18 protein-coding genes and 1 tRNA gene are annotated in these 23644 nt (G+C 38.0%); 8 read left to right on the top strand and 11 right to left on the bottom strand.

The genetic code is table 11. The annotated features are described in order from the left end of the window. Positions 1-251: 251 nt before the first annotated feature. Complete coding sequence (locus B050_RS0101655) at positions 252-2669, bottom strand: alpha-L-rhamnosidase (RefSeq protein WP_018472129.1); 2418 nt, start codon at positions 2667-2669, stop codon at positions 252-254. Between the two features lie 277 nt (positions 2670-2946). Here B050_RS0101655 and B050_RS0101650 point away from each other — a divergent pair, with 277 nt between their 5' ends. From B050_RS0101650 to B050_RS23720, 8 genes are all read left to right on the top strand, one after another. Next, on the top strand, positions 2947-3522 hold the full coding sequence (locus B050_RS0101650; protein ID WP_018472128.1) for a DUF6933 domain-containing protein: 576 nt from the start codon (positions 2947-2949) through the stop codon (positions 3520-3522). A 345-nt stretch (positions 3523-3867) separates the two neighbouring features. Continuing rightward, positions 3868-4545, top strand: coding sequence for a response regulator transcription factor (locus B050_RS0101645; protein ID WP_018472127.1), 678 nt, complete (start codon positions 3868-3870; stop codon positions 4543-4545). After that, positions 4542-5921 (top strand): HAMP domain-containing sensor histidine kinase, encoded by a 1380-nt coding sequence (locus B050_RS0101640; protein WP_018472126.1) that lies wholly within the window; start codon positions 4542-4544, stop codon positions 5919-5921. Before B050_RS0101645 ends, B050_RS0101640 begins: the two co-directional genes overlap by 4 nt. 66 nt (positions 5922-5987) lie before the next feature. After that, positions 5988-7301: a TolC family protein gene (locus B050_RS21955; protein ID WP_018472125.1), complete on the top strand. Its 1314-nt coding sequence runs from the start codon at positions 5988-5990 to the stop codon at positions 7299-7301. Between the two features lie 3 nt (positions 7302-7304). Further along, a complete protein-coding gene (locus B050_RS0101630; protein ID WP_018472124.1) occupies positions 7305-8411 on the top strand; it encodes an efflux RND transporter periplasmic adaptor subunit in 1107 nt (368 codons plus the stop codon). Positions 8412-8415: 4 nt separating this feature from the next. Continuing rightward, positions 8416-11520, top strand: coding sequence for an efflux RND transporter permease subunit (locus B050_RS0101625; RefSeq protein ID WP_018472123.1), 3105 nt, complete (start codon positions 8416-8418; stop codon positions 11518-11520). Beyond that, positions 11517-12569 (top strand): bile acid:sodium symporter family protein, encoded by a 1053-nt coding sequence (locus tag B050_RS0101620; protein WP_018472122.1) that lies wholly within the window; start codon positions 11517-11519, stop codon positions 12567-12569. The genes B050_RS0101625 and B050_RS0101620 overlap by 4 nt, the downstream gene beginning before the upstream one ends. A gap of 9 nt (positions 12570-12578) precedes the next feature. Further along, positions 12579-12707 (top strand): hypothetical protein, encoded by a 129-nt coding sequence (locus B050_RS23720; RefSeq protein ID WP_262485344.1) that lies wholly within the window; start codon positions 12579-12581, stop codon positions 12705-12707. Positions 12708-12872: 165 nt separating this feature from the next. Here the strand turns inward: B050_RS23720 and B050_RS0101610 are convergent, their stop codons facing one another. The 10 genes from B050_RS0101610 to B050_RS0101565 form a co-directional block, all read right to left on the bottom strand. Continuing rightward, positions 12873-13793, bottom strand: a complete 921-nt coding sequence (locus tag B050_RS0101610; RefSeq protein WP_026235535.1) for a helix-turn-helix domain-containing protein — start codon at positions 13791-13793, stop codon at positions 12873-12875. Between the two features lie 9 nt (positions 13794-13802). After that, entirely contained in the window at positions 13803-14702 is a 900-nt protein-coding gene (locus B050_RS0101605; RefSeq protein ID WP_018472119.1) for an NmrA family NAD(P)-binding protein, read from the bottom strand. A gap of 173 nt (positions 14703-14875) precedes the next feature. Further along, on the bottom strand, positions 14876-15787 hold the full coding sequence (locus B050_RS0101600) for a helix-turn-helix domain-containing protein (RefSeq protein ID WP_018472118.1): 912 nt from the start codon (positions 15785-15787) through the stop codon (positions 14876-14878). A 1-nt stretch (position 15788) separates the two neighbouring features. Beyond that, complete coding sequence (locus tag B050_RS0101595) at positions 15789-16628, bottom strand: SDR family NAD(P)-dependent oxidoreductase (RefSeq protein WP_018472117.1); 840 nt, start codon at positions 16626-16628, stop codon at positions 15789-15791. Between the two features lie 1649 nt (positions 16629-18277). After that, a complete protein-coding gene (locus tag B050_RS0101585; protein ID WP_018472115.1) occupies positions 18278-20566 on the bottom strand; it encodes a sensor histidine kinase in 2289 nt (762 codons plus the stop codon). Then, positions 20566-21771 (bottom strand): DNA cytosine methyltransferase, encoded by a 1206-nt coding sequence (locus tag B050_RS0101580; RefSeq protein WP_018472114.1) that lies wholly within the window; start codon positions 21769-21771, stop codon positions 20566-20568. The genes B050_RS0101585 and B050_RS0101580 overlap by 1 nt, the downstream gene beginning before the upstream one ends. After that, positions 21772-21978, bottom strand: coding sequence for a helix-turn-helix transcriptional regulator (locus B050_RS0101575; RefSeq protein ID WP_229802433.1), 207 nt, complete (start codon positions 21976-21978; stop codon positions 21772-21774). A 224-nt stretch (positions 21979-22202) separates the two neighbouring features. Next, on the bottom strand, positions 22203-22721 hold the full coding sequence (locus B050_RS22800; RefSeq protein ID WP_308428716.1) for a tyrosine-type recombinase/integrase: 519 nt from the start codon (positions 22719-22721) through the stop codon (positions 22203-22205). 1 nt (position 22722) lies between these two features. After that, the gene (locus B050_RS23775) at positions 22723-22908 is read right to left on the bottom strand and encodes a phage integrase N-terminal SAM-like domain-containing protein (protein WP_052308729.1); all 186 of its coding nucleotides are present in this window, start codon (positions 22906-22908) and stop codon (positions 22723-22725) included. A 519-nt stretch (positions 22909-23427) separates the two neighbouring features. Further along, positions 23428-23500: transfer RNA gene (locus tag B050_RS0101565), tRNA-Met, on the bottom strand. Positions 23501-23644: the final 144 nt, after the last annotated feature.

Here is a 23644-nt window from a genome sequence, read left to right as displayed (position 1 = left end):
AGAAAATTTGCTGTGAAATGAGTTTTTATCAGTTTTTAGAACTTATTCTGTCATTCTAGGATAAAATTATTTGTTTCCCCGAGGCTATTATTTCTAAAAAAAGAATTGGATTTTACTCGCTGGTTATTTTTACTAGGCCTCAGTTTGGCTGGAGGCCCAGTAGGAAGTTTGAAATTATGATTCCACCTCTTAATTGCAGATAGATCTTCAGTCCCTGATCGATGCAGGGGTGTAGTCAGGGTCGATCTTTTCTAAGCCCCCACTTTTATTATATATTTTCCCTCTGTTAAAGAAAACTGGCCAGTTTGCAGACCTTCTATTTCGGTTTCGGGTTTTTGTCCATTATCAGTGGTGATTGTTATGGATTGGGATGGGCGAAAGGGCAGGTTTACCTTGGCTAGGGAGCCATTAGGCACGCTTATTTCGTATAAATAGCCCTCCGATGCTTGTTTGTGCCACTTTGATACTATTTCTCCATAGGGAGAATTATAAACCGCCCTTGCTGATTCCAGCCCTTCAGGGTTGGTGGGGCTGATATAAAACTCCTTAAATCCGGGCTTTTCCGGGTCCGGACGAATACCTGCTAGCCACCGGTAATACCACTCCGAAACCGTTCCGAACATGGGGTGGGCATTGGAGTAAGTATTGTCACTTTCTTTCCACGTTTCCCATATCGTGGTGGCTCCCCGATCGATCATATATCCCCAACCAGGATAGTCCCTGCTGTTTACTATATCAAATACGGCGTTTGGAGAGCCATATTCAGCAAGGACTTCTAAGGCATACTTGGTCCCGAATATTCCGGTATTCAGATGCTGGCTAGGGCCATTCCTTATCGCTACTAGCAGTGAATCGAAGGCCGCAGGAACCTCCGCCTCCGGCACTATCTTATGATAAAGCAGGGTGGAAAATAGGGTTTGCTTATTGATCTCTCCTGAGAATGACTTGTCCCAATATTCAGCTCTGATCTGATTTTTAAGTTGATTGGCTAGTTTCTCATATTTATCCGCATCCTCCGCATTTCCCATTTCCTTAGCAAATGTGGCCATGATACGCGCACATTGGAGATAATGACTGGTACCTGTAAGCTGCACGGGGACCGGTTCCATGGATTCATGGTCACTCAGTCCCTCTGAGACCAGACCTTCAGGGTGAATCCTAGCTACTTTATCCATCCATTTATTATTGAGATCATAAAGCTCATGAATGAGGTCAGTGTCATTATAATAAAGGTATAAATAATACTGGGTAGTCAAATATGCCGACTCCCAGCTAATGCCACAATACTCCACACCAGTGAAGGGGGCGGTATCGACAAAGGTGGAATCCTTCATCGCATCGACCCAATCGTAAATCGTTTTGCGATAAAAAGACTGCATATCAAAATTATAAATAAAGGTCTCACTCGTTGCATTCAAATCCCCCCCGTAGCCAAATTTCTCCCTGGCGGCACAGTCCGACTGAACACTCACGAGATTGGCCAAAAACGTCCTCTTTGAGGCCTCCTGAATGTCATTAAGCAAAGGGGAGGAGCTTGAGAAACTGTTTTGATTGATCACATCGCTGTGCATAAATAGGCCACGAATGTCCTCCGTTTTGGGCTTTTCTTTCAGACCCTTTACCTCCATATACCGATAGGTATGGTAGGTGAAATCAGGGTTAAACCACTGCTCCTTCTTATCCCCAAGTATATAACTGTCCGTCTGCCAGGCAATAGCCGGGGCTCCAGGACCACCTATGCCTGGCCGTTTTATCTGGCCCGTCACGGTGGTCATCGGATTGACCTTTCCATCTTCGTATATGCGCTCGCCAAACTTGAAGGAAATGGTGTCCCCTGCATTTCCTGCCAATTTGATTCGGTACGTTCCAGTGAAATTTACCCCCATATCAACCACCCAGAGGCCCTTTTCCGGAGATCGAATATCAACTGGAATGATCTCCTGTTTTATTGCAACAGCTGGGAAAAACGCCTTTTCAAGTTTGCCGCCGGGAGAACGGCCAATCGTCGCCACTTTCCACTCCTCATCATCAAACCCAGCTATATTCCATCCTTCCACCTCCCGATTGGCATCGTAAGCAGTGCCGATATAAACGCTGTTTTTGATGATTGGGCCGAGGGTATATTTCCACGAACTGTCTGTTACGATTTCTTCGGTATCGCCATTCTCGTACTGGATAAGGAGTTTTGCGATGAAGACCGGCTTGCCCACAGTCAGGTCCTTTCTTAGGTTACGCCTTCCCCACTTTCGTAATGGAAGAGGATTGTAAAAGCCATTGCCTAGGGATACGCCAAGGCAATTTGCCCCCTGCTCGATCAGGGAGCTGATATCATATTCTGAATAATAAATGCGCTTACTAAAGTCCGTCCAGGCAGGATCAAGGACATTTTCCTTGATGGCGGCCCCATTGACAGAAGCTTTGAAATAGCCCGCTGCCGTGATGCTCAGCTTGGCTGATTTCACCAGTTTAGTGGCTTTGAACTCCTTTCTAAATAAAGGGGAGGGATGTTCCAGATAATACAAAGAATCACTTTCGGGAAGAGCTATACCATCCTCTATCCACTTGGCACGCTCATCCTCTGCCAGGCTTAGCGGCTCCTGGTCGGGAGTGCTTGTGCATGCAAAGAAGGCCAAAACACCACAGGTAATAAGCAAAGTCAAGGAGTTCATTTCGGTAGGTTCAAGGTTCAGGTTACTCTCGTAGGCTTAATATAAGAAAAGCTGGTCGATGATTACTGCAGGAAACCCACTTAAATAATCATTAGGAAGTGGTAGGAAGAGCTCTCTCTCATTAAGCCTTGCCATATTATTAGAAAAAAAATCAAAAACCTAATTTTAAACTCACTAGCATGCTCAGGATGGAAGTGAAAAGTCAAGCAGAAGGATAGCCCCAATCAACCCAGAGAAATCTCAAAATCCCTATCTTTACAGTTCAAATCGAACTGCCATGCCCACACCTATCCACGTCAGTAAAAAGCTGGAAAAACTGATCAAAAAGCAAATTATTCCTACCAGTTCTACCGAAATTACAGGAGTTTTTGGGAAGTGGAATGCTACGATTTTTTATATTGATCGAAGAAAAAACTGGCTGCTATATAATCCCAAAACCCACTATACCGTAATTCTGGAAAATATCACTGCCAAAGATTTGCCCAACATTCAAGAGAAAATCAGCCAGGAGTTCCAACTGCAGCTAGCAGTGGACGGGATTAACTCAACCCAAGAACAAATCAATTGGCTTTTGGACGAAATCAGCTTTCACCCTACGGATGCGGATCGGAGCGCATTGGGTTATATGAACCAAAGTTTGTATGCAATTGAATGTCATTATGGAAGTGTTTTATATCCAAGCCTTGCTCAAATCAACGCTTACCTAAATGACAGTGTCTTCAGTTTGGATGGCGCAGCCAAATACACCAACCTTACCAAACCGAGAGAGGAAATGGAAAAGATCCTCAAGCAATACTTCACTTCAAATTCGGTCAAACCCACTGATCCGAATTTGCTGGATGGATTCATATAAATAGTCGCACCTTTACACCTTTATATAAAAGCATATTTAAACAATTGCTTTTTTTGTTAGAAGTTTGATAGTATCTATTTAAATGTCAGTCGATTACAAAATCAATTTATCAGAATTAAAAAAATCCAGTTGGACCATCTGAAAAATGGAAGTTTATAGTTTATCTCAATTGGGGATGAAGGTGATGCCAAGCCCGACCAGTTAATATTCTCCTAATAAAATACAATGAAAATTTAAGGGGTGTATTTGGGTGGAAAAGATCCATCTAAAAAATGCTTACTGTTTAATATAATTTAATTGTTGTAATACTTTTCCAAAATTAAAACATGGATTACCTTCATATCCATGGAAATCCTACTAATCGAAGACGACCCTATTTTGAGCGCCAATATTTCTGAAGCGCTGAAGGCAGAAGGTTTTCTAGTTTCCATATTTTATGATGGTTTGCTTGCTGAAAAAACCTTGAGACAGCATTCATATGATTGTATAATTTTGGATGTTAGCCTTCCCGGTAAAAATGGATTTGATGTGCTAAATGAATTCAGAAGTTATAATTTATTGACTCCAGTCATCATCCTAACCGCCTTTAGTGAGTTAGAAGATAAAATAAAAGGCTATAATTCCGGTGCGGATGATTATTTGAGCAAACCATTTTTCATGCGGGAATTAATTTTAAGAGTGAATTCTCTATTAAAAAGAGCTGGGGCAAAAGCTGAAGTAAACCAAAAAATTGTCATCGATGAACTGACCATTGATCAGGGAAAAAGTCGAGTAACCAAGTGCGGAACTGAGATTAGCCTTACTCCTAGAGAATTTCAAATTTTGAAAAAGCTTGCCCAGACCCCTGGGGAAATTGTGCCAAAAAGAGAATTGATTCACGAAATTTGGGGGACGTCCATGGATGCCAACACTAACACAATTGAGGTTTATATCAACTTTCTTCGCAAAAAAATCGACAAGCCTTTCCAGACCCAATCTATTAAAACCAAAGTAGGCTATGGGTATTATCTAGAGGTCTTATGAGAATTAGAAATCGTATTTTGATCTACTTTGTAACGGCGGTTACCATACTGGCAGCGGTTTCTTTAACAGCGGTATTCATCTTATTTTCAGCCTATAGAGAGGAGGAATTTCAGCAAAGACAAAAGGCCAAGATCATCTTGACGATAAACCTGATTTCACAGTATAAGGAAAAAAGTGAGAATCTCTCCAAGTCGATGGATGAACTCACAATTAATGATTTTTTTGATGAGAAACTGATGATTTTTGACGACGAAAAGTCATTGATTTTCTCCAGCCTCGATGATTTGTCTATTCAAGAATCTGAATCAATTCTCAATGCTCTTTCTCCGGAATCCATCTGGCTAGAGACGAAAGAAGGTGATTATGACGTCATCGGAACCTATTATGATAAAGACGGTAAGAGCTTTTATGCTATCTCTAAAGCCTACGACGAATATGGTCTTACTAAGTTGGATTTTCTTAAAAACACCCTGTCGCTGATCTTCATCGGTATCCTACTAACCATAGTACTGATCTCTTTTTTTCTATCCAAAAAATTGGCAAAGCCTATCGATCAGCTTTCGGAGGATATCAACCATTTCAATTTTAATCCCAGCGAAAATCAACTGCTAACACTCCCTGCCTCCGGCTCACTGGAAATCGACCAGCTTTACGAACGATTCAATCAGCTACTTAGAAGAACGAATGAATCGATGGTATTTCAAAAGCATGCTGTGCAGCATATTTCCCACGAACTCAAAACACCTATTTCTGTGCTGGTGTCCGAATTGGAGCGATTAAAAGATCAATTGGGTGACGATCAGTTGGCTGATCAGCTGTCCCAATTGGCCTATAAAGCCAAGTTTCTGGGAGAAATCATACATAGCCTATTGCAGATTTCAAAAATAGAAGCTGGCCAGGAGCTGGAGATGAGTTCAATACGTGTGGACGAGATATTGTTTGATTTGATGGCGGACCTGCAGACTATCCGACCTGACTTCTTCTTTGATTTCCAACTAGATTATGAAGGGGACGAAATGCAGGAGAAGCAACTGGAAATCATGAGTAATGCGGTATTGCTCAAGCAAGCCTTCCAGAATTTGCTTTCCAACTGCATCGCCTATAGTGATAATAAATGTGCGACGATCTCGGTCAATTGTAAATCAGAAACGGAGATTCTGGTATCAATTTCCAACTCTGGTCCACAGCTGTTGGAAAATGAGAAGCCACTCTTATTTGAGCATTTTTTTAGAGGAAAAAACAGTCAAGGCAAATTAGGGTTTGGTCTGGGGCTTGTACTGACCAAAAAAATCATCCAACTCGCAGGTGGAACCATCCATTATGAAAGTAGCATAAGTAACAAAAACATTTTTTCTATTAAACTTCCCTTAAGGTAATCTTTATCCTAATTAAGGTCTTTTTAAGGTCATTGAATCTACTTTTGTTCATCAATTTATCACAATATGGACATCAAAAAGTACATTCTTACAAGCCTATTTCTTCTATTTTTTGCCCACTCTTACTGTCTTGCCCAGGATACCATCCGTTTAAGCAGGCAAGAAAGTGAAATAAGGTTTTTGGCGGAGAACCTCTTACTTATGGCTGAACAGCTGAAAATACCCCAGGCGGAAGCATTGACGATGCAGGCAAAGTTATGGCCCAATCCCAGCTTTGAAATCGATGAAATCAATATCGGCACCTCTGTCAACGGCCTAAATGGTACTGGTTATTTTGGCGAGGGTCTTCCTCCTATATCAGGAAATTTTGGCAAAAATCAACAAATCTCAGCCTCAATAGAACAGTTAATTCAAACTGCTGGAAAGCGCAAAAAACTCGTGGATCGGGAGCAGGTACATGAGTCGATGGCTGCTGAATACTTTCAAGAATTGCTTCGTGGATTGAAATTGGAATTTAGAAACAGTCTTAGCGATTTGCAATACCTTCAGTTTTCCAAAAACCTATACCAAACACAGCTGGAATCTATCCGGCTACTCTCTATTGCCTACAACAATCAAGTATCGCTGGGAAATGTGCCTCAGGGAGAATATATACGGCTAAAAGCTGCCGAATTGGAAATAGTAAAAACTATCAACGATCTAAACGTTGAGATTCACAGCGAACAAAAAGACCTCAAATTACTCCTCAATCTACCCTCTGATATAGTTCTGGTATTGACTGATCATGATTTTGATCTGGAAATCAATCAATTTGAAAACCTCAATTTGAGTGATCTTTCTGCGAAAGCCCTGGAATCTCGTCCGGATTATAAACTAAAAGTTTTGGGGCAGGAATATGCGCGGAAAAACTACCTCTACGAGCGGGCACAGCGCGTCCCTGATATCACTTTAAAGGCTGGATATGATAGAGGAGGTAACTTTCTTTACAACTTTTTTGGACTAGGACTTACAATTGATTTACCGGTATTTAATCGTAACCAAGGGGCTATCAGACATGCTGAATATGCTTTAAAAACCACAGAACTACTCTCCCAATATAAGGCTCAGGAGGTTAGTAATGAACTGATCCTTTCTTGGCAAAATCTTCAAAAAAGCATCGAATTATATAATGAAATTGAGCCAGACTATGAACAGACACTCGACGATTTACTGGAAAGCTATGTCTATAACTTCAAAAATAGAGATATCGGAATGCTAGCCTTCCTGGATTTCATGGAGGCCTATTTGGAAAATAAAACAATCATTCTCGGAAATAAACTAGATATCCAGAAGAAAACAGAGGAATTCAACTATTCATTGGGAACAGACTTATTCAACTAAAAAATGCAAGAGAACTCTTATAGAACGCTATTGGTCGTAATATCTATCTGCCTGTTTACTGTCAGCTGTACTCAGGCACCTGAGGAAGTAATAGTAAAACCTACTAGCTACTGTCTTACGGAAAATTTTAAAAGTAAAGTGGGTTTTTATGATGTTACTGAACAACCCGTCATCGAGAAATTACACCTCACTGGCTCCGTGGAAACCAATCCAGATAATGTTCTCAGTTTCATTTCATTAGTAAGCGGTATCATCACCAAAACCAATTTCTCCATCGGGGAGGAAGTGAAAAAAGGCCAGATATTGGCTGAGCTAAAAAGTACTGAGCTTACTTCTATGCAGTCGGAGCAAAAGTCCCTGCACTCGCAATTGAGAGTAGTAACCAAGAGGCTCGAATCAACGCAATCCATGTATGAAAGCGGGATATCTTCGCAAAAAGATTTACTGGAGGCACAAAGTGAACTGGACATATTGAAAAACGAATTGAATCGGGTAACTAACAATCTAAACCTCTTTTCTCCAAGTGAAGTTGATGGGGTTTTTCATATCAAATCACCTGTTTCAGGCATCATCACAGACAAGCGGATCGTGGGTGGCACTCAAATTTCTTCACAAGGTGATCCACTTTTTACCATAGCTAATCTTGAGGAAATTTGGGTGATGGCCAATGTGTATGCATCCAATGTAAATCACATCAGCAAAGGAATGGAGGCGGAAGTCAGGAATCTTTCCTACAAAGATATGAGGCTAAAAAGTACAGTATCTGTAATATCTCAAGTACTTGACCCGGAGTCTAGGGTGCTGAAAGCCAGGATAGTACTTGAAAATACAGACCTCAAACTTAAGCCTGGAATGCTTGTAGATGTCTATGTAGCAAAGGATGCTACTGGCTCTGCTATTGGAGTTCCTATTGGAAATCTTATTTTCGATGCCAATCAATATTTTGCATTGGTGTACCGAAATGAATGCAGTATTGAGATAAGAAAAATTGACATACAAAGTAAAAACGAGCGTATTGCGTACCTCAGCAGTGGGTTGAATGAAGGTGAAAAAATCCTGTCCACGAATGCATTGTTGGTTTACGAGCAGTTGAAAAATTTCCAAAACTAAGAGCATGCAAAAATTAGTACAGGGAATCGTCGGATTTGCCCTCAAAAACTCTACTATCGTATTCTTCCTGACAGGCCTACTATTTATAGCAGGTGTGATCAGTTATATGAATACTCCGATAGAAGCATTCCCGGATGTTACCAATACGCGGGCTCGAATCATTACCCAATGGCCTGGAAGAAGCGCAGAAGAAGTAGAAAAATTCATCACGCTTCCGCTGATGAAGGAAATGAACACCATCCCCAAAAAGTCTGATGTTCGTTCTATTTCCCTCTTTGGATTATCAGTAGTCACGGTCATCTTCGAAGATGAAATCGATGACTTTTATGCCCAGCAATACACATCAAACAGACTTCAAAGTGCAGATCTCCCTGAAGGAGCCGACGCTGAAATAGAGCCTCCTTATGGTGCAACAGGTGAAATATTCCGCTATGTACTAAAGAGTAAAAAGCCAATCGGTGAGTTGTCAGCTATCCATGACTGGGTAATCGAACGGGAACTGGTAGCTGTTCCAGGTGTGGCGGATGTAGTAAGTTTTGGGGGAGAAGAAAAAACCTATGAGATTAAAATTAATCCAACAGAACTCGCCAATTACGATCTTTCACCACTGGAAGTCTATGAGGCTGTTGCCAAAAGTAATATTAACGTTGGCGGAGACATCATCGAAAGTGGAAGTCAGGCGTATGTGGTACGTGGAGTTGGTTTGCTGGAAAGTATTGAGGATATAGAAAATATTCTCATCGAGGTAAAAGGAACCAATCCTATCCTGGTGAAGCACGTGGCAGAAGTGCAAGTATCGGCGAAGCCAAGATTGGGAATCGCAAGTTTGCAAAATGAAGAAGACCTGGTAGAAGGGATCGTCATCATGCTTCGCGGAGAAAATCCCGGTGAAGTAATCGAGAGACTCAAAGATAAAATCGACGACCTGAACAATCGGATTTTGCCGGCAGATGTAAAAATAGAGCCCTTCATTGACCGTACAAAATTAGTCGATCTGACCGTAAGCACCGTTACCAAAAACCTAATCGAGGGGATTGTTTTAGTCTCCATTATCGTCTTTATTTTCTTGTACAACTGGCGTCTAACGCTGATCGTGGCCTCAGTTATTCCACTATCTTTTCTCTTTGCCATCACTGCATTGAGGATGTTGGATATGCCAGCTAATTTAATCTCCATGGGGTCTTTGGATTTTGGATTACTACTGGAAGGAGCTCTGGTAATCGCTGAGCGGACATTTGTAGGACTGGAGAAGCGGGCACATGAGCTGGGCTTTGAGCGCTTCAATAAGATCTCCAAGTCAGGGATTATCAAACGCAGCGCTGGAAGTGTGGCTTCCTACATAATGTTTGCCTTGCTTATACTAATCGTGGCATTACTTCCGATTTTCTTTTTCCAAAAGGTAGAAGGTAAGATGTTTTCTCCACTAGCATTCACCCTAGGTTTCGCCTTGTTGGGATCATTGATACTTAGCTTGACCTATGTGCCGGCGATGTGTAAAGTTTTGCTGACAAAAAACATTCAGGAAAAAGACAATTTAATTACCCGATCCTTTAGAAATGGCCTGTTTAAACTATACCTGTGGAGCACCAAACACAGAAAAGTGACGATAGCTATTTTCGTTGGTTTAATTGTGATAAGTGGGGTAGGATTCATGAATATTGGTACAGAATTTCTTCCGAAACTCAATGAAGGTGCGGTCTATGTACGTGCCACTTTACCCAATAGTGTAAACCTAGAAGAGTCCAATCGGCTAAGTAAGGAAATGAAATCTTCACTTCGTGAATTTAATGAAGTGAAATTTGTGCTGGCGCAAGTGGGTAGGCCAAATGACGGAACGGATCCTACAGGCTTCTTTAATATAGAATTCCACATTGAGCTCCATCCGGAAGAAGAATGGACTCGGGACATCAAAAAGGAGGTGCTGATCGATCAAATGCGTTCCTCACTCCAGACTTACCCAGGTATTGTGTTTGGGTTTAGTCAGCCAATTCAGGATAATGTGGAAGAATATGTGGCGGGTGTAAAAAGCTCATTGGTTATTAAAATCTTCGGAGAAGATCTGTTCGAACTTGAAGATTACGCAGACAAGGTGGCAGCAAGTATCAAAGATGTGGAAGGGATTCAAGATCTAAACGTATACCGAAACATCGGTCTTCCTGAACTTCGCATTCAGCTTCACGATCACAAGATGGCCAGATACGCCGTAGATATGAGTGATGCTCAGGCGGTAATAGAAATGGCAATTGGCGGAAGAGCTGCCACGACATTCTTCGAAAATGAGCGCATGTTTGATGTGAGAATCCGATTTATGAAAGAGTATCGGGATGACGAGGAGAAAATCGGGGAAATTCTTATTCCAACCAAAGATGGGAAGAAAGTGCCACTTCGGGAAATCGCCACCATCGACTTCCATACTAGCCCAACTTTCATTTACCGAGAAGGAAGCAGCAGATACATTGCCGTTGGATTCAGTATAGAAGGTCGTGACTTGGGAAGCACCATCGCCGAGGCCAAAGCCAAAGTGGATGAGCATGTGGAGTTTCCAGAAACCACGAAGGTGACTTGGGCTGGTGAATTTGAAAGTAAGGAGCGAGCTACTAAGCAGCTGATGTACATCATTCCTATCTCACTCTTGTTAATAACGTTCTTGCTTTGGTTGAATTTCGAAGGAAATCTCAAGGATACACTTGTCTCTCTGATTGTAATACCATTTGCATTTATCGGAGGCTTCTTTTCGCTCTGGATCACAGGAACGACTTTTGGTATTTCGGCCGGGATAGGATTTATCATTCTCTTCGGTGTGGCGACGATTGATGGTATAGTACTGATCGGGAATATCAAGCAAAACATGGCCGAACGCATTCCACTTCACAAGGCTATTTCCAATGGAGTTTACAACAGAATCCGACCCGTTTTGATGATCGCACTGATGGGATCTATGGGATTATTGCCCGCTGCTCTCTCTACAGGTATGGGTTCGGAAATACAAAAACCACTGGCCATCATGATCGTGGGTGGCTTAATTGTATGTATGATTCTATCCATTACTATTCTTCCTCAAATCGTGTATTACGCCTATCGAAACAATTATAAAGGTAAGCACTCATGAAAAAAACATTTAGCTTAGGAAAATTCAGACTGGATCCATTTCTCATTGGATTAGTACTGGTGATTGTAATTGCCTATTTCTTTCCTTTCGAAAAATCAGCCTTGAAGGAGCTTCCAATAAATGGAGTTTTGTCTTTGGGAATCTCCCTGATCTTTTTCTTTTATGGATTAAAACTGAGCCCGGAGAAACTGACAGCGGGCCTCAAAAATTGGAAGCTGCATATTCTAATCCAGCTAAGTACTTTCCTTTTATTTCCACTGCTAGTCCTGATATTCTATCCCTTTATCCATAATGAGCAACAAGAGCTAATCTGGATGGGAATATTCTTCCTTGCTGTTTTGCCCTCCACCGTGTCATCTTCGGTAGTGATGGTTTCGATGGCAAAAGGAAACATTCCTGCATCTATTTTTAATGCCAGCATCTCCGGATTAATCGGTATTTTCATTACTCCGCTTTGGCTGGGTTTGATAATTAAAAGCAAATTGGAGGGATTCGACTTTTCAGAATTGTATCTACAGCTGGCACTGGAAATTGTCCTACCTGTCATTCTAGGAATTTTACTTCAACGCTGGTTGGGCAAATATGGGCAACGGTTCAGTAAGCAGTTAGCCACCTTCGATAAGAGCATCATTTTGCTGATTATCTACAATTCCTTTTCTCACTCTTTTGCTACAAATCTCTTTGTAGATATGGCTTGGCCTGATATCGCAGTTATTTTTATTGCTGTTCTTGCACTATTTACGGTGGTGTATCAGATAACTGGTCTTAGCTCCAAGTGGTTAAAATTTAACCAAGAAGACCAGATCACGGCACAATTCTGCGGCACAAAAAAATCGTTGGTACATGGCACGGTGTTCTTTAATCTGATATTTGTGGGCTTACCAGGTGCCGGAATGATATTGATACCTTTGATGCTGTTTCATTCTATTCAGATCTTACTTATCAGTTTCAAAGCAAATAATCTTGCAAGAGATCACTCTCGTGCTAAAGTTAAAAATACATATCCGTCCGACAACCAACATATTGATACAGGCCTTCTGAATACCTAATGTTGCAGGATGAAAAAGACATCCAAGGAAGCTTATTACTTCCTGAACTGTGGATGGCAGGAACTGGACTGGGAGCACGCAAGGGACAGCCGTAAGGGGCAAACACGCAGGGCCAGTTCTGGGCAGGGGGTCTTCTAAATATCTTGGCTCACCACCACACTTTTTGCATTGTTTTATCTTTTTAAGTTCTACAATGCAAAACTCGACCTTCTTTAAAAAGTAGAGGTTTCCAAATCAAGGTTAATTGTAACCGAATCGGGGTTGAAATATGGGGTTGTGTGTTTCGCTTCTTTGCCCTTTTGTTCAGTTAAATGACTGTCTATATTCCAAAGGCGAAAAGCTTGTTTTTGTTTTGAATAGCTTACTGAACGATTGTGAATGTTCAAAGCCCAATGAATACGCAATTTCACTTACTGAGAAGTTGGTGCTTGATAACTTTTCTTTTGCTTTCTCAATCAATTTTTCGTGAATATGCTGTTGTGTGCTTTGCCCCGTCAAGGTCTTTAGCAAACCACTAAGATAGTTAGGCGATACATTTAGTTCTTTAGCAATACTTTGAACTGTAGGTAATCCACTTTCTATCAAACTGTCCTGATTGAAATATTCATTAAGTATTTCTTCCAGACGATTTAATAGGGTATGGTTGTATATTTTTCTGGTTATAAATTGCCGATGATAAAATCTGTCTGAATAATTTAGTAACACTTCTAGCTGGGCAATAATGAGGGGCTGACTAAACTTATCAATATTGGAAACATATTCCTGTTGTATGCTTTGGAAAATATTGATTATTGTGGTCTCCTCTTTATCTGAAAGATGTAGGGCTTCATTGGCCGAATAACTAAAGAATTCGTATTGTTTTATGCCTTTTCTCAATGGACTTTGCCATAAAAAATCGGGATGAATGAGCAGCATCCATCCCGAAAGCTTATAGTTTCCCTCTGTTTCGACCGAAAAAACCTGTTTGGGAGCAATGAAAAACATTATGCCTTCATCAAAATCGAAGGTTTGTTGACCATATTTGTATTTTACCGTAGAATCAATGTTTCTTTTTAAAGCAATAGAGTAAAAGTCAAATATCCAACTGGTTTGCTCATCAGTTGGAAGAATTCTTATTTCATCTAAATTTATAACACTCATCAATGGGTGTTCTGGTTTAGGTAAACCTCGGAATCGATGGTATTCGCTAATTGTTTTGAAATGCTGAGGCGGTGAGTTTTTCATATTCTATAGCTACAGTTGATTATACGCTTCAGCAAAATCTTGAGCAAAATCTGTCATCTTGACCTTGCCCATCTTTTTGGGTTTATGTTGGTTGTAATGTTCGTACAGTAAACCACTGTTTATAGCTGCATACATTTCTGTCATACCCTCTGCAATGGCTGGTTGCATGCCGGCAGCTTTCAAGCCTTCACTCAGCTGTTCATCCGCTAAGGCAACCCATTTTAAGTGTGGATTTCCTATCGAATGACCTAAGATCTTTGCCAATTCATTGTATGTAAGTTCATCACTTGCCACATACCGTACTTTTTGTCCAGCAAGTTTTGAAGTAATCTCCTCGGCAATCACGCTAGCAATATCCGTGGGTGATACCCAAGCATTTATAACTTCACCTTTAATATTAGAAGCTATAAAACCATTTTCCTTCGCGGAATGAACTTGCGGCAGCAAATTATAATAAAATTCGGTAGGACGAACTTGAGTAATTGCCACATCTGAAGGTAATGCATTGAGTATGCTTTCCACATAAAAAGTACCCTGAAGTATGCCGTTACCCTCCTTCATATGAGCTCCGATACTACTTAGATTAACGACCTTTTTCACTCCACTTTGTGCTATGGCTTGTGCGTAGTTATGTCCTAAGTTTTTATAATAGGCTAGCAAATCAAGATTATGGTCAAAATAGTTTGCCGGTGGCACCATACAAAATACAGCATCAGCACCTGTAAATGCTGAAGTAATAAAATCAACATCATCTAAAGAGCCAATTGCTGCTGTAGCTCCCATAGTTTCAATGTCTTTTTGCCTCTCGGCGTTACTGCTTATCACCGTTACTGAATGTCCTTTTTGTACCAACTCCTGCGTTAGCGGTCTACCGATGTGGCCTAATGAACCTGCAAGTGTAATTTTCATCTTTTCTGTTTTTATGTGTATTGCAAAATCGCTCAACAAAATTCCGCAGAAACAGAAGGGTGTTTGTAGCCAAATATATGATTCTTGTAGGCTAATGTAAGGTCTATTCTTTTTCTTTCACTTAATAACTAAACCCGCTGATTTTTAAATCCTTTGCAAGCAGTAGAAATTTTTCAATTAAATGATGCCCTGAATTGCAAGGGTGTTTGTTGTGTGTTTTTTTTAAACATAGTACTGAATGATTGTGGGTATTCAAACCCTAAATCATAAGCAATTTCCTTTATGCTAAGATTAGTTGTGGAAAGTAGTTCTTTCGCTCTTCTAACTATGGATTCTTGAATATGGGTTTGTGCATTTCTGCCGGTAGCATTTTTCAGTAAATCACTTAAATAATTAGGAGAGATATTGAGTTTTTCTGCAAAATAGTTGACCGTTGGAACACCCGATAGTGTAGCATCACTTTTTAGGTACACATCCATTAATTCTTCCATTTTTATGACAATATCATTATTCACAGAACTTCGTGTCAAAAACTGCCTATTATGAAAACGCTTTGCGTAATTCAGAAGCAAGTCAATATGCGACACTATTAAATCTTGACTGTAATGGTCAATGTTATTTTTTAGTTCATCTTGCATTTGATGCATCAGGGACGTAATGATATGGTCTTCTTTTTCAGAAAGGTGAAGCGCTTCTGCGGTGGAATAGGAGAAAAATCCATAATTACCAATATGTTTGCCCAATTCATAATACCGTATTAGGTCAGGTTTAAAAACCATCATATATCCTGACTTAGGGTCATCTGCAAGATTTGTAACAGAAAAGATTTGACCTGGCTTGGTAAAACTCATTACTCCTTCATCAAAATCATAATGACCTTGTCCGTACCGAAACTTGCCTGAAGCCTCTTTTTTAATCGCTACACAATAGAAATCATAATAAAAACTGCTCCAAATTTCATTAGAATCGAATTTCAAATGCTCAAAATCAATCACGCTTATTAAAGGATGAATTGGTTTTGGCAAATTGAATAATCTATGAAGTTCAGATATGGATTCAATTTTATATGGAGCAGCTTTTTTCATATTATTTTTCTTGAAAATCAGTAGATAAAGATAAGGATTTCCATTGTTCCATTTCTTCCTTTTCGTTTTTGCGAACTTGCAAAATGGCATTATAACTATCAGAACCTAAAGGAAGATGCAAGGGAGGATTCGGCATTTCTGCAAGTTTACGTACTACGGCTGCTAATTTTTTAGGATTTCCTAATTGCTTACCATCAAACCCCGTAAACTGTTCAACCTGTTTATCCAAATTATAGGCGTCTATTTTATTTTTCGCAACATTCAGACTGTCCACATTCATAAAATTTGTACGAAATGTTCCTGGAGCAAGGATAGTTACTTTTATGCCAAAAGGAGCGACTTCTTGAGCAAGTGCTTCTGATAGTCCAATAACCGCATATTTTGAAGCGCTATAGCTACCGTTAGCAGGATAACTCATATAACCCATCATAGATGCGATATTAATAATATGCCCCGATTTTTGCTTGCGTAGGTGTGGCAAAACATTTCGGATGATATGGGTCATTGCAAAAACATTAACATCCATTGTTTTTCTAAACTCGGCATCACTTATTTCTTCGATATTACCCAACAGGTTATACCCTGCATTATTAACCACAACATCTATTTGTCCAAATTCATCTATGCCTTTTGAAATAGCATTTTTAACCTCTTTTTCTTTGGTGATGTCCAGCTTTATGGGGAGCAAATTTCCTTCGTATTCTTCAATTTTTTCTAAGAGCGCTTCCGTATTTCGCGAAGTTGCAATGACTTTATCGCCATTATCTAAAACTGCTTTTGTAATTTCAAGCCCCATACCTTTAGAGGCTCCAGTAATAAACCAAACTTTCTGTGTACTCATAATATTTGTTTTTTTACAAATTTACGGAGCATACCTATTTAGAAAGTTTTCAAATCAAGGATAAACGTATTAAAATTCAAGATTACAGTTGGTTTGTCTTATTACCGCTAACGGTTTGCAGCTACCCGAAGGTGGCGATTTCGAAGCACTTCACTGTCAACCAAACCCATTTTTAGAGGGGGCAATATGACCGGAACAGGGGTCAGTATTGTCCAGAATATCCACCATACTCTTTGGTAAAAGTTGATTACTATCACCAAATTAAATAGCCACTGATTAAAACTTTTCAATGGTATACTTTATGCCGGAATGTCAGATAAAACCAGAGAGGTACCTGTTCATACAAACAGGAAATAATACCAAATCGAAAACCTGTTTACTGGTATACTTTCCCCCTGGAATCACTGGTATACTTTGCTCTGGAATAGTGGTATACTATGAAGTGGAATACTCACACCTTATCAAGACTAAGGCGAAAAGGTACAATTCGATGCTCGACTACTACTTAAATACGCAACCTCAGATTCAATGAACCGCCGTATACGAGACCCGTACGTACGGTGGTGTGAGAGGCGCGCCGTGGGCTTATTGCTCACGGCCGTCTACTCGATTGGCAGCTGGCTTTCCATGTTCTGCTTGGTCTTCCGAGGTTTTCGGTTAGTTCAGATCTGAGCGTTGGCGTGAAAGCTCTTTTAAATTTGTGAGGCACGAGCAAACTTTAAATGTACTTGAACAGAGCTAGGGCTTAATTAAAACTCGCTCTTTCAATTCATCTAAATTTGATTTGTGCTTTACTATATTTTCCCTAATTACTTTACAGAGTTTTTCATTGAAATCAATTCCGTCTTCTTGGTGTTTAAAAAACTCTCTTCCGTTTTCGTCTTTTTTCAAAACTGCGTGAGCAAACTTATTCCTAATTGAGTTAATTTCAGAATCATATTCAGTAGAGAAATCTGTCATTTTCAAGTCTTCAAGAATTTTTGATAGTGTTAGTATTTTATACTTTGCACTATAAACGAAGTTGTCCTTTGTCAACTGATTGAAATTCATTTTTCGTTTACACTCTTGAACAAATTCAGTTTTTTTGGTGAATAAATCGATTAGTTGGTCATAAATTGATATGGATACCTCTTCAAAATTTAAGCTCTCATTTTTTAATGCCTTTTTGATTATTTCAATCATTTCGACATCAAGGGAACTTGTTTCGTGCATTATCATTCCTCGCATTGCTATTATGTTCTGGAATTTCTTTAATGTAAGTCCAATTAGACTTATTGTTGCCTGTAAAACTAATTCTCTGTGGTCTCCTAGAAGCGTATTTGTCTCTAAAAAACTAACTCGATTNATTTTGTCGGTATCTTTTAAGTCTGCTTTGGCAGTATAGAAAAGTACTTCCGATAACACAGAAAACTCTTGGCTACGAATTTTTTTAATCACTTCATCTCCGTTGATATCGTTTAAGTGATAATCAGTTAAAAGTAAATCAAAAGAATCATCTAAAGATTTGAAAAAATCTTCTGATTTTGAAACAGTTATAATTTTTGGTTGAAAACCTTGCTCAATTAAATATTCTTCCACATCTTGAATCATTTCATCATCAATAAAGTCCTGAATTTGGTCGTCAAGCCAAAGTATTTTATATTCTAGTTTCATCCTATCATTATTTTTATAGAGGTGCCTTTTTTCTCTTCTGATTCAATATCAATATCTCCTTTTAAACTGTTTTTAACCAAATCTTTTACTTGAAATAAACCAATTCCAGAACCATTGGTGGTTGTATAACCTAAATCGTAAACATTATCCATATGCTTTTGAGGAATGCCTTTTCCATTATCTTGAAAATTGATTAAAAGCAAAGATTTTTTCTTGCTGAAATTTAAAGTTATTATAGTTGCTTTAGCTTTCTCTGAATTCGAAATTAAATTGTCAATGATTGTTGTAATTTCCAAAGGTCTAAACTCCTTTATAAACTCTCCTTTAAAATCATCTTCAATGATAATGTCCATTGATGTATCAATAACTTTATCTTCTAAAAGATATAATTCATTTATATAATCCTTAATAAAGTCAACCAAATCAGTCTTTATTTCTGAAGCCTTTAAGTTGAAATTGGCTTTGGTTACAAAGTTTGCAATTGAACTAATTTTAGAAGCTTCTAAAGAAATTGTTTTAATATATTTTTGGGTTTTAACATCTAGATTTTTAGGACTTAAATGCTGGATAAGTAATTTAAGATTTCTAGTAATTCTACTTGAAGAATGATAAATTTGATGCTGTAAACCAACGATTCTCTCCTTGTCTGTACCAATTAAGGCTCCTTGAAAAGCACCTTTTTTCTTTTCAGTTTCTAAATTAGTTTCTAACTCATCATTTTTGATTAACGTATCTAATGCTTCTTCTCCAGCTTCTTCACTAGATTTCTTTAGGTCATCAAGATTTTTTTCTATTTTGGAAATACTTTCTACGATAGAATTTTTATCGTAATCATCACTCTCTAACTGCTTTTTTATTTTTGTTAGAGTATTCTTTGTTGAGTTTTTTTGTTTTTTGTCAATTATTTCAAAAATCTCTGGTGCAACTTCAAAAGAAATAATTCCTTTAGATTTGGTAAGGTTTTCAATTAGGTTTTCAATAGCCTCGCGCTGACCTTTATCGCCTAATTTAATATAGTCTTCGTTTGATAAATCATTTCCCCAATTTGTTATATCTATAATATATCTTTCAAGTCTTCTTAAATTGTCGTAAAACCAATCAACTAATTCAAAATATGGTTTTGACTTTATTAGTCCATCTCCACGACTTGAAGTTTCTCGTAATTCTTCATTGGGTTCATTGATTGAAATATAACCTAGCGTCTCTCTGGTTCCTAAATATCTATTATATCCTTGAGCTTTACGATTATCCATTTTTAATGGGTCTTCGTACCTATCTCCATAAGGGTAAATTCTTAATCCATTTTTATAAACGAAAATATGACCATAGCTAACAGAATCAACTCCCATTCTTTTTTTGAAAGTAATTTTAGCTGAATGATTTAGAAAGTAAAGTTCACAATCCACATTAAACAAGTTTTCATACTTGTTTTCTTCGATAATTTTATAAACTAACTTTCCTCCTTCAATTAATGAAGTTTCTATTTTCTTTTTGTCTTTTCCGAGAACTTTACTTACGATTTTTGTGGTTTTAATTTCTAAAGTCTCGAAAATTAAGTTCTGTATTTCTCCGTTTACAATATTGTGGTATTCAGATTCCTTTTGGTCATTAATAAGTTCATCAGGTACGATTAATTCTATTGTAAACTCATCTTCTTGAATTTGAGTGTTTGGATTTATAAGTTTTGCAAGAGCATTTTTAAGGTCTAAAAATTTCTTATTGTTCCATTCGCTTTTAAGGTTTGAAATTTCAAGAACAGTTCCGTGTTTAATGTCGTAGTTACTATTTTTAATAGTTTCGTGAAGTACACTAATATTTACGAATTCTTCTTTAAGATTACCTTCAAATTTGTCCCATTGTGTGAGCAATGTTTCAACTTTTGAATTTGGTTCATCTTTAATAGTTTCAAGATATAATTCGCCACCAAGTCTGTCGCAAGAGAATCTACCGATTCCTTTTGCACCAGCATAAGCTCTTTTTACCTTAATTTTATCGCGGTAATCATAACTATCTTCTTCTGTTCCCTCTTTTTTAGCAGAATAAGCAACAAAAAGCCACTTGTTAATTAAATCGTCATAGTTCATTCCTTTACCATTATCCTTTATTATGATTTTGGCATTATCGGAATAAATATTTTCGAATGTTATTTCAACTTTTGTGGCGTGAGCATCATATGAATTTTTTACTAATTCAAAGACAGCAATGAAATCATCACTAATTAAATCACTTCCAATGATGTTCTTTAATGCAGAACTAATTTTAAATTGTAAAGGTGTTTTCTGCATTAGGAAATAAGCTGTTTTAAAATCAATCCTGCTTGCTCTCCGAATAAAGGTGGAATTGCATTACCAATTTGTGAATATCTTGGAACTTCTTGAGTTCTTCTTTTTCCTCCTGTCGTGTATTTTCCTTTGAACTCATATGTATCTGGAAATGATTGTATCCTTGCATATTCACGTACAGTCATAATTCTTGGCTCACAGTAGTGAATATAATCGTCAGGTAATGTTGTTATAGTTGGTGTTGGTTTACTAGCTTCGAGAATTTTTGTGCTACTCTTTTTAAGTTGAAACCTTTCTCTATAAGCAGAACTTGTTAAATTTTCATCCAAAGCAATTTTAAACCTAGCTCGTATTGTTTCTGTATGTTTTGCAAACCTATGACTATCAACTCTACTATTTTTTCTCTTATATTTTCTAATAAATTTTTGATAGTTTGATATAGCTTCTCCATAAACTCCTTCTTTGAAGTTTGGCGTTTCAGAATCTACAAACCCATTAGATTGAAGTAAGTCCGAAATCGCATTTTCTAATGTAGGATTAAGAGTAAGATTTTTATTGACTAAAAAAGCTTCTTTATTATTTACAATTCCTTCAAAAAAACTATCCTTATTTATAGATGGATTTTCGTTAATAAAATCGTTTTGAATTCCGACCAAAATGAATCTTGTTCTTTTTTGAGGAATACCATATTTAGAAAAATCAATTAATTGACCTCTCACAGAATAACCTAAATTTTGAAGTTGTTCAACTACGTGAGTTGAATAAGCTTTCCCTTTTTTGTCGTTGTTTTTAAAACCGAGAGTAAAACCCCTAACATTTTCAAAGAAAATTAATTTTGGTTTTACATAGTCAATAAATTTTATATAGGAATTAATTAAATCGTTTCTAGAATCATTTTCAATTCTTCTTCCTGCCATTGAAAACCCCTGGCAAGGTGGTCCACCTGCTATCAAATCGATTTTACCTCTCAATTTTATCAGGTCAGTAGAATTATTATCTAAAATTTCATTTATATCGTGGTGTTTTTGCTCTAACCAATTTGGCCAATCAAAGTGTTTTTTCTTTTTGATTAGATTGTGTTCAAGGGTCTTAAAAGCATCTTCGCTTTTTTCAATTGCAAATGCACCTTTCCATCCAGCATTATGAAGTCCGAGTGAAAGCCCTCCACAACCTGAAAACAAATCGATGTATGTTTTAGAATCGTTCATTTAAGCACTTTCTTTAGTTGAGCATAACAAATCTCTAATGTCAATTTCTAGGACATTAGCGATATTTAATAAATTTTCCAAAGATGGTTGTCTAGCATTAGTACACCATTGAGATATAGTTGATTCATCTTTTCCGATTTGTTCAGCCAGCCATTTGTTTTTTCTTCTTGTTTCAGCAAGAGCAACTTTTATCCTATTGATTTCCACTTTAGTCAATTTCTTTGTGTTTAACGCAAATATATTAACTTATTCGGAATAAAATTGACTTTAATTATGTTTCTTTTCGGGTTGCGGTGGGGAAGTGAAAGCTATTTTTATTTTGTGAGGCACGAGCAAAATAAAATGTGCTTGATCGTGCGGTTGGCTTTTTAGCTTGCAGGTAACGTACGAATAAAGTGCACAGTGCACTTTATTTGCCTTACAATAATACCTTAATCTAACAATTTTCTTATGTTTTTGAATGATTTTTTAGGAACATCCGTATAAATTTCTGAAGTTTTGCTGGAATTGTGGCCCAGCAAAACTTGGATATGGCGCAAATCTGTTCCCGCTTCAAGTAAATGCGTGGCAAAACTGTGGCGGAGGGTATGCGGCGTTACTTTTTTCTTTATTTCTACAAGTGAAGCTGCCTTATCCACTATTTTTTTTACGCTGGAAACTGAATAGGGAACACCTTTTGAACCTTCAAATAAAAGCTTCACGGGCTTTTCTTTGGTATAGTATTTGATCAAATTTGTTAGCACAGCGTTATTCAATAAGGTAAACTTATCTTTCTCTCCTTTCCCGTTTTTTACATGAATCAACATCCTTTTACTGTCAATATCTTTAATTTTCAGGTTGAGGAGCTCATTTCTTCTTAATCCTCCCGAATAAAGTATAGAAATAATACACTTATGCTTTAAATTTTCAGTAGCTACTATCATTGCTTTTGCTTCTTCCACGCTGATCACATCAGGCAACTTCTGCCTTTTTATAGGACTCTATTGAATAAAATCGTGAGGGCATCTCAAGTACAACCTCGTAATAAAACTTAATGCTATTAATGGCCTGATTCAGATAGGAATCAGATTTATTCTGATGCACCAGGTACTGTAAGTATTTCCTGATTTCATTTTCGTACAATGCAATCAGTTCCATGNATTATAATGGTTGATAAACTTTTTAAATATGGCAATATACGTTTTGGCGGATGTTAATGCATATTTTCGCAACTCAAGCTTCCGAAAGTATGCCTCCGGACAAGCTCGGTAGCCGACAGGAAGTATTCTTTTTCTGTAGCTTTCTATAGCCTGAGGTGCATTGTTATGCCATAATCCCGTTTTAAAATAGCCTTAACTTTGGGCACTCCATAGGTCTAAAGCTTAATATTTCAGAAAATGACATTGCTTTGGATTTAGGTCTGGTACGGGAAGTCGCTCCTTATTTTCGGTTAAAAGAAAAAGAAGCCAATGCCATTATCAATACAATTCGGCAGAATGTAGGCCAGTAGCAACAAATTGCGATTGATGTAAGTTTTCTAAGAAATGAGATGGAATTAATGAAAAATGCATTTAAGTCTTAAAAAACCATCAACCACAATTTCCACTCTATGACCATTTTTTAAAAAGTATATAAAAAGAAAAAACCCCAAATACTTGACGTATAAGGGGTTTGTAGTAGCGGGAACTGGACTCGAACCAGTGACCTTCGGGTTATGAGCCCGACGAGCTACCAACTGCTCCATCCCGCGATATATCTTTAGCTTTCGCTTTTTTATCTTTGTTGGTAAGGAAATATCGACTTGCTCGATACCTGTTTTCCTTTATTGTGATACAAAAGTAGGGGTTCTGATTTACAAAACCAAATCATCGCTAAGAATAATTTTGATTTTTTT

It is taken from the genome of Echinicola pacifica DSM 19836 (genome assembly GCF_000373245.1).
Taxonomy (GTDB): domain Bacteria; phylum Bacteroidota; class Bacteroidia; order Cytophagales; family Cyclobacteriaceae; genus Echinicola; species Echinicola pacifica.
The sequence above is the reverse complement of the archived record's forward strand: the minus strand, read 5'-3'. Positions and strand labels throughout refer to the sequence as shown.